The organism is Streptomyces silaceus (assembly GCF_001419745.1).
In the GTDB taxonomy this organism is placed as follows: domain Bacteria; phylum Actinomycetota; class Actinomycetes; order Streptomycetales; family Streptomycetaceae; genus Streptomyces; species Streptomyces silaceus.
Genome location: NZ_LIRJ01000719.1, coordinates 1 through 3,633, shown reverse-complemented (window position 1 = coordinate 3,633; position 3,633 = coordinate 1). Strand labels below are relative to the sequence as shown.

General features: G+C 74.6%; 3 protein-coding genes. All 3 read left to right on the top strand.

Annotated elements, in window-relative coordinates:
• The first annotated feature begins 350 nt into the window (after positions 1 to 350).
• Complete coding sequence (locus AOK22_RS38995) at positions 351 to 1,535, top strand: adenylate/guanylate cyclase domain-containing protein (RefSeq protein WP_055703343.1); 1,185 nt, start codon at positions 351 to 353, stop codon at positions 1,533 to 1,535.
• Positions 1,536 to 1,608: 73 nt separating this feature from the next.
• Positions 1,609 to 2,406, top strand: coding sequence for an enoyl-CoA hydratase/isomerase family protein (locus AOK22_RS38990; RefSeq protein WP_055703342.1), 798 nt, complete (start codon positions 1,609 to 1,611; stop codon positions 2,404 to 2,406).
• Positions 2,407 to 2,501: 95 nt separating this feature from the next.
• Positions 2,502 to 3,633, top strand: a 1,132-nt coding sequence (locus AOK22_RS38985; RefSeq protein ID WP_055703344.1) for a GGDEF domain-containing protein, incomplete at its 3' end; no start/stop codon positions are given.

The window sequence follows — 3,633 nt, the reverse complement described above, 5'->3', positions numbered from 1 at the left end:
TCCTGCTGTGGGCAGGCGTTCCGCAGGGCGGAACGGGTGGGCACAGCCCACGGTGCCGGGCGGCGATAAGTGTGGCTCCAGCTCCGGCGCAGGTGGGCACAGACCCCGGTGCCGGGCAGCGATGAGTGTGGCGTCGAGCCCGGTGCAGGTGGGTGCTGAGACCGGTGCCGGGAGGGGATGGAGGTGGCTTCAGGCCCGGTGCAGCCGGACCGTGCCGGGGGGGGTGATGAGGGAGGGGCCCGCCCCCGGGAGTGGTCAAGGGGCGGGAGTCGGGAGTGAGCTGCGGCACACCTGCCGTAAAGTTGACGCCGGTCGATACCTGACCGCGGCAGATCGGAAGGGCAGCAGGCGTGACCGTCGACGACACGGGCTCCGGCACGGGTGCAGATCCCGCCCCCGACGGCGGGTCAGCCGGAGCCGTCGCCGCACATGAGGCGGGGAGCGCGGTACCGGACGTACCCGAGGTGGACGAGAAGCAGGACGGCGAGGAGAAGAACCCCCTCGCCCTCCGTCTGGAGCAGCTCATCCTCGGCGCGGACCGCCGCTACACCCCCTTCCAGGCGGCCCGCAGCGCGGGCGTCTCCATGGAGCTGGCGTCCCGCTTCTGGCGGGCCATGGGCTTTCCCGACATCGGCCAGGCCAAGGCCCTGACCGAGGCCGACGTCCTCGCCCTGCGCCGCCTCGCGGGCCTCGTCGAGGCGGGCCTGCTGAGCGAGGCCATGGCCGTGCAGGTGGCGCGCTCGACCGGCCAGACCACCGCCCGCCTCGCCGAGTGGCAGATCGACTCCTTCCTGGAGGGGCTCACCGAGCCCCCCGAGCCGGGCATGACCCGCACCGAGGTCACGTATCCGCTCGTCGAGCTGCTCCTGCCCGAGCTGGAGGAGTTCCTCGTCTACGTGTGGCGCCGCCAGCTCGCCGCCGCCACCGGGCGCGTCGTGCAGGCCGCGGACGACGAGGAGATGGTCGACCGGCGCCTGGCCGTGGGCTTCGCCGACCTGGTCGGGTTCACGCGGCTGACGCGGCGCATGGAGGAGGAAGAGCTCGGCGAGCTCGTCGAGGCCTTCGAGACCACCGCCGCCGACCTCGTCGCCGCGCACGGCGGCCGGCTCATCAAGACGCTCGGGGACGAGGTCCTGTACGTCGCCGACGACGCCGGCACCGCCGCCGAGATCGCGCTGCGGCTGATCGAGACGATGGCCAACGACGAGACGATGCCGGAGCTGCGCGTCGGCATCGCCTTCGGGACCGTGACGACCCGGATGGGCGACGTGTTCGGCACGACGGTCAATCTCGCCTCGCGGCTCACGTCGATAGCGCCGCGGGACGCCGTGCTCGTGGACGGGGCCTTCGCGGAGGAGCTGACGCGCACGGGCGAGGCGCCCGCCTCCGAGACGGAGGCCGCGGAGGCGGCCGCCGTGGCGGAGAAGGAGGGCGAGGAGCCCCCGACGTACCGCTTCGCGCTGCAGCCGATGTGGCAGCGGCCCGTCCGCGGTCTCGGCGTCGTCGAGCCGTGGCTGCTCGCCCGCCGGACCTGACGGCTGCCCCTTCCCGGGGCGGGGCCCGGCTGACATGATCCCTGGGTAACGGTCGTTAACCGGAGGAGGCGTCATGGGCGACGAGCAGCGGTACGGGGAGTACGTGGCGGTCAGGCGGCACGGACACGTCGCCGAGCTCGTCCTGGACCGCCCCAAGGCGATGAACGCGGTCTCCTCGGAGATGGCCCGCTCCATCGCCGGTGCCTGCGCCGCCCTGTCGGAGGACCAGGGCGCCCGCGTCGTCGTCCTGACCTCCACGCACGAGCGCGCCTTCTGCGTCGGCGCCGACCTCAAGGAGCGGAACTCCTTCAGCGACGCCGAGTTGCGCCGCCAGCGGCCGACCTCGCGGGGCGCCTACGGCGGTGTGCTCGACCTGCCGATGCCCACCGTCGCCGCGGTGCACGGCTTCGCGCTCGGCGGCGGATTCGAGCTCGCGCTCTCCTGCGACGTGATCGTCGCCGACGCGACCGCGGTCGTCGGACTGCCCGAGGTCTCCGTCGGCGTCATCCCCGGCGGTGGCGGCACCCAGCTGCTCCCGCGCCGGGTCGGCGCCGCCCGCGCCGCCGAGCTGATCTTCTCGGCGCGCCGCGTGGAGGCCGCGGAGGCGCGGGAGTTGGGCCTGGTCGACCTGCTCGTCGACGCGGGCGAGGACCGCACGGAGGCGCTCGCGCTCGGCGCCCGCATGGCCGCCAACTCGCCCGTCGGCCTGCGTGCCGCCAAGCGCGCCCTGCGCCTCGGGCAGGGGCTCGACCTCCAGGCGGGTCTGGAGGTCGAGGACGCGGCGTGGCGGACGGTGGCGTTCTCGGGCGACCGGGCGGAGGGCGTCGCGGCGTTCAACGAGAAGCGCAAGCCGGAGTGGCCCGGGGAGTGAGCGGGCGGTGGATGTCCGTGCTCGTGCGGGTGCGGTGTCTGGTCCGTACTATGTCCTGAAGTTCCAAAATGCCGTAAACCTCCTAGCCTGGAGGGATGGGTGACGATGTTCGGCTCCGGGCCGTGGTGGAGCTCGCGCAGGGAATGGCCGCCGCGCACACTCCGCGCGAGTCCTGGCGGGCGGCCGCGCTCGGTGCCTGCCGCGCGCTGAACGGCAGCTTCTCGGCGCTGTCCGTGTGGGAGCGGGACCTCGGCCGGCTGCGCGTCCTGGTGAACGTGGGCCAACGCGTCCCGGGCGAGGAGGAGTTCCCGGACGGGGAGGCGTACCCCGTCCACCAGTTCCCGGAGATCACCGAGTTCCTGCACGAGCGCTGGGCCGGCGGCGGCGAGCCGAACGCCTGGGTGGAGACCGCCGAGGGCCCCGAGGGCGCCCGCGCGGCCGGCTACTGCCATCAGCGCGTGGCCGCCCTGCGCCGCCGGGGGCGCGGCTGCTGCGTGGTCGCGCCGATCGTGCTGCACGGGCGCGCGTGGGGCGAGCTGTACGTGGCGCGGCCGGCCGGGGAGCCGGTCTTCGACCGGGCCGACGCCGACTTCGCCACCGTCCTCGCGGCGGTCGTCGCCGCCGGCATCGCGCAGACCGAACGTCTGGAGGAGGCCCGCCGGCTGGCCTTCACGGACGCGCTGACCGGGCTCGCCAACCGCCGCGCGGTCGACCTCAGGCTGGACGAGGCGGTGGAGCGGCACCGCGCCGACGGCTCCGTGGTGAGCCTGGTCGTCTGCGACGTGAACGGGCTCAAGCGGGTCAACGACACCCGCGGCCACGCGGTCGGCGACCGCCTCCTTGAGCGCTTCGGCTCGGTCCTCTCGCTGTGCGGCGCGATGCTGCCGGGCACGCTCGCGGCGCGGCTCGGCGGCGACGAGTTCTGTCTGCTCTCGGTGGGGCCCGGCGCCGACGAGGTGGTGCGGGTCGCCGATGAACTGTGCCTGCGCGCCGCCGAGTTGGAGCTGGGTGACGGGGTCGCGTGCGGGGTCGCCTCGACCGGCGACCCGATCGGCCCGGTGCGCTCGGCCCGCCGCCTCTTCCGCCTCGCCGACGCGGCGCAGTACCGCGCCAAGGCCGCGCGCGCCGCCAAGCCGGTGGTCGCGGGCCGCGAGGGCACGGACGACCCGGTGATCCGCCTCGCCGACTCGCCGGCGGGGGCGGAGCGGTCGGGGGAGCCTGTCTCTT